Source organism: Mesorhizobium sp. M4A.F.Ca.ET.050.02.1.1 (assembly GCF_003997725.1).
Lineage (GTDB): Bacteria > Pseudomonadota > Alphaproteobacteria > Rhizobiales > Rhizobiaceae > Mesorhizobium.
Genome location: NZ_RZSG01000748.1, coordinates 1 through 2922 on the forward strand (window position 1 = coordinate 1; position 2922 = coordinate 2922).

Below are 2922 nucleotides of genomic sequence, written 5' to 3' on the forward strand. Positions count from 1 at the left end.
GTGTTCGAGGCGCTCGGCGGCAAGATCGACATCGTCGTGTCCGACGTAGTGATGCCGGAAATGGACGGGCCGACGCTGCTAGGCGAGTTGCGCAAGCGGCAGCCCGACATCAAGTTCGTCTTCGTCTCAGGCTACGCCGAGGACGCCTTTGCCAGGAACCTGCCCGCCGACGCGCATTTCGGCTTCCTGCCGAAGCCGTTTTCGCTCAAGCAGCTGGCAACCATCGTCAAGGACGTGTTGGAATCCTGATGCGTATCGGCCAAAAATGCGCCGCGGTTTTGCGAGAACGACGCGCACAAACAGCGGGCTGAATGTGATCGAGCGCACAGACGCCCCCGCCATGCCGTTTACAGGTGGCGGCGCCGGGGAGCGATCCGTCCACTCATAACCAGTGAGGCCGGCCACTGGAGCGTCGCAATCGCGGCTTGCGCATCGACGCGAGATCGCCATGATTGCGGTGACAAACGCGGCGGGGAATTGGGGTAGATGCCGTGACGCCGCACAACGAAGCGGAGAAGGGTGATTTTGCCGAAACGGTGCTGCTGCCGGGCGACCCGGAGCGCGCCGAATGGATGGCTGCGACTTTTCTCGAGGCGCCGCGCTGCGTCAATCGCCGCAGGGGCGCGCTGGGCTTCACCGGCCGGTTCCGGGGCAAGCCGGTCAGCATCCAGTCTACCGGCATCGGCGTCTCGTCATTCCTGATCTACGCCCATGAACTTCTCGACTTCCACGGCGTCAAGACGCTGATCCGGACCGGCACCTGTGGCGGCCTGAGCGCCGAGGTGCCGCTGCGCGGCCTGGTGATATCGCGATCGGTCCGCGCCGAGAATGCCGACAGCGGCCAGGTCTTCGGGCTTTACGCCGCCGCCGGTCCCGATCCGGAACTGCTGGCCGGGGCATTGCGGCGGGCCGAGGCGCTCGGCATCGAGCACCGGGCGGGGCTGACGATCTGCAGCGATATTTTCTATCATCCGCAGGGCCGCGCCCGCTATGCCGAAGCCATCGCGATGGGAGCGCTCGCCGTCGATATGGAGACCAGCGCCCTGTACCGCATTTCGGCCCATTTCGGCGCGCGGGCGCTGTCGTTGCTGAACGTGGTCGATCATGTCGCCAACGGCGAGCAGACCGACTATTCCGAGCGCCAGGAGCTGTTCACCGACATGACGCGGCTGGCGCTCGAAGTCGCCGTCGACTAGAACGGTTCATCGTTTCATGGAAACGCTGAACCGCTCTATCTCTTTGTTTTGACGCGATTCCGGACGGAAAACCGCTACGCACTTTTCCTGGAATTGCTCTAGGCGGCTTCCCGCTTCAGCGCCGCCTGTTCGTTCGCGGTTGGCCGGTGGCCGCGCAGATAGAGCGCGCAGGTGGTGCGCAGCATCGAGGCGAAGTTCGGGATCTGGCCGTTGATCTGGATTGCCTCGTCATAGAGCGTCGAGATGAATTTGGGCGTCGTCAGGCCCTGGCTTTCGGCGATCTCATCGAGCAATGCCCAAAACGTAGCCTCAAGCTGGATGCTCGTGGAATGCCCGTCGATGCGAATCGACCGGTTGATCTGTCGGTAGCCCTCCGGGTCCTGCCCGGCGAAAACCCTGCACATCGTTTTCTCCCATTCTTGTTGGTTTTGGGCGCGAGTCGATGCAAGTCGCGCCGTTGAGTCTTGCCTGTCGCGGCCGGTCATTCTCAACCGGAAGGCCAAAAACAGCAATCGGACTTTCGTCGCTGGAACCGGCCGCTTCACGCCTTCTATCCGTTTTCCGGATCCCGCGCGTGGTAATCGGCTGCCACCACCTTTGCCGCAAGGCGCCCATAATCACCCTCGTGCGCATCTTTCGCGCGGCTGAAGAGGGTTGAAATTTGGCGAAAGCGATCCACTCAATGATCCGGGTTCTGAATGAGGCCCGGTCTGTCGACTTCTATCGGAATGCTTTCGGACTCGATATCGCCGATCGGCTGGATTTCGAGACCTTCACCCTGGTCTATCTCAGCAATCCCGAGACATCGTTCGAGCTTGAGCTCACCGTCAACAAGGGTCGCGAGCAGCCTTACGAACTCGGCGACGGCTACGGTCATCTCGCGGTTTCGGTCGCCGACCTCGACAGCGAGCACGACCGCCTCGGCGCGCTCGGCCTCAACCCGAAGAAGATCGTCGAGTTCGACCGCGACGGGGCGCGGATCGCCCGCTTTTTCTTCATCGAGGATCCCGACGGCTACAAGATCGAGGTCCTGCAGCGAGGAGGACGGTTTCAGTAAGCGACCACCAGCCGCGCGGGCCAGCGCGGCGCCAGCAAAGGCACCCCTTCGAGGTGCGGACAGCAAGCAGGGAGGAACAAATGGTCACCATCTATGAAAGGAAGCCCGGCCTGTCGCGGCGCGAGCTTCTGAAGCACGGCGGCGCGGGAGCGTTGCTCGTCATTTCCGGCAGCGCCGTCATCAGCCCGCAACACGCCTGGGGTCTCGAAACGGCGGCGCTGAAGCCAGAGACCATGGCGACCTTGATCCAGGTGGCGCGCGACATCTACCCGCACGACCAGGTGCCGGACAAACATTACGCAATCGCGGTCAAGGCCCATGACGAGCTGGCCGCCAAGGACCCCGCCCATAAGGAGCTGATCGAGAAGGGCATCGCCGAACTCGACAAGAAGGCCGGCAGCGGCGGCTATCGCGGGCTCGGCTGGGAGGAGCAGCGCGTCGCGCTGCTCAAGGACATCGAGAGCTCGCCGTTCTTCCAGACGGTACGCAGCGGCCTGGTCGTCAGCCTCTACAACCAGAAGGATGTCTGGCCGATCTTCGGCTACGAGGGCGAGTCCTTTTCCAAGGGCGGCTACATCGAGCGCGGTTTCAACGACATCGAGTGGCTCTGAACCGCTCTTTCCTTGAACCGCTTTTGACCGAATTCATGGGAGGAAACCATGGCAGCAC

5 protein-coding genes are annotated in these 2922 nt (G+C 62.7%); 4 read left to right on the plus strand and 1 reads right to left on the minus strand.

The annotated features are described in order from the left end of the window. Both EOA33_RS30460 and EOA33_RS30465 read left to right on the plus strand, forming a co-directional pair. A partial coding sequence (locus tag EOA33_RS30460; protein WP_145989363.1) for a response regulator occupies positions 1-249 on the plus strand: 249 nt, incomplete at its 5' end. Positions 250-491: 242 nt separating this feature from the next. After that, on the plus strand, positions 492-1196 hold the full coding sequence (locus tag EOA33_RS30465; RefSeq protein ID WP_126054769.1) for a DeoD-type purine-nucleoside phosphorylase: 705 nt from the start codon (positions 492-494) through the stop codon (positions 1194-1196). Positions 1197-1294: 98 nt separating this feature from the next. Here EOA33_RS30465 and EOA33_RS30470 read toward each other — a convergent pair whose 3' ends face one another. After that, a complete protein-coding gene (locus EOA33_RS30470) occupies positions 1295-1600 on the minus strand; it encodes a ribbon-helix-helix domain-containing protein (RefSeq protein WP_126054768.1) in 306 nt (101 codons plus the stop codon). A gap of 257 nt (positions 1601-1857) precedes the next feature. On the opposite strand from EOA33_RS30470, the gene EOA33_RS30475 reads away from it, so the two are divergent. Together EOA33_RS30475 and EOA33_RS30480 are read left to right on the plus strand one after the other, a co-directional pair. Next, positions 1858-2253 (plus strand): VOC family protein, encoded by a 396-nt coding sequence (locus tag EOA33_RS30475; protein ID WP_126054767.1) that lies wholly within the window; start codon positions 1858-1860, stop codon positions 2251-2253. Positions 2254-2333: 80 nt separating this feature from the next. After that, positions 2334-2864 carry a gluconate 2-dehydrogenase subunit 3 family protein gene (locus tag EOA33_RS30480; protein ID WP_127407333.1) on the plus strand — a complete coding sequence of 177 codons (531 nt, stop codon included), beginning with the start codon at positions 2334-2336 and terminating at the stop codon, positions 2862-2864. Positions 2865-2922 lie beyond the last annotated feature (58 nt).

What these genes read in the sequence shown, in the direction of transcription:
- EOA33_RS30470 (WP_126054768.1), bottom strand. Translation starts at nt 1,600, where the DNA reads ATGTGCAGGGTTTTCGCCGGGCAGGACCCGGAGGGCTACCGACAGATC.
- EOA33_RS30480 (WP_127407333.1), top strand. Translation starts at nt 2,334, where the DNA reads ATGGTCACCATCTATGAAAGGAAGCCCGGCCTGTCGCGGCGCGAGCTT.